Source organism: Shewanella subflava, assembly GCF_025971955.1.
GTDB lineage: Bacteria > Pseudomonadota > Gammaproteobacteria > Enterobacterales > Shewanellaceae > Shewanella > Shewanella subflava.
This window is the reverse complement of sequence record NZ_JAPDMX010000032.1, coordinates 1-557: the sequence shown is the minus strand read 5'-3', so window position 1 is coordinate 557 and position 557 is coordinate 1. Positions and strand designations below refer to the sequence as shown.

1 protein-coding gene is annotated in these 557 nt (G+C 45.1%); it reads right to left on the bottom strand.

The genetic code is table 11. The features are described 5' to 3' along the window. A partial coding sequence (locus tag OHT75_RS15795) for a GTP-binding protein (protein ID WP_264728338.1) occupies positions 1–557 on the bottom strand: 557 nt, incomplete at both ends.

Below are 557 nucleotides of genomic sequence, written 5' to 3'. Positions count from 1 at the left end.
TCTAAAGCTTCAGCTAGTTCAATAATTTTAGCTTCCCACTCTGGCTGGCCTTCTAGTGCCTTAAGCGCAGAACCTTGGATAACTGGTAAGTCATCACCTGGGAAGTCGTATTCTGAAAGAAGTTCACGAACTTCCATCTCTACTAATTCTAGTAATTCTTCGTCATCTACCATGTCACACTTGTTCATGAATACGATGATGAATGGTACGCCAACCTGACGTGAAAGCAGGATGTGCTCACGAGTCTGTGGCATTGGGCCGTCTGTAGCAGCTACTACTAGGATTGCGCCGTCCATCTGTGCAGCACCAGTGATCATGTTTTTAACATAATCCGCGTGACCTGGACAGTCTACGTGTGCATAGTGACGTGATGGAGTGTCATATTCGATGTGAGAAGTATTAATAGTAATACCGCGCTCACGCTCTTCTGGAGCGTTATCGATTTGAGCGAAGTTCTTAACTTCACCACCATATGTCTTAGATAACACAGCAGAGATAGCTGCAGTTAAAGTTGTTTTACCATGGTCAACGTGACCGATGGTGCCTACGTTTACGTG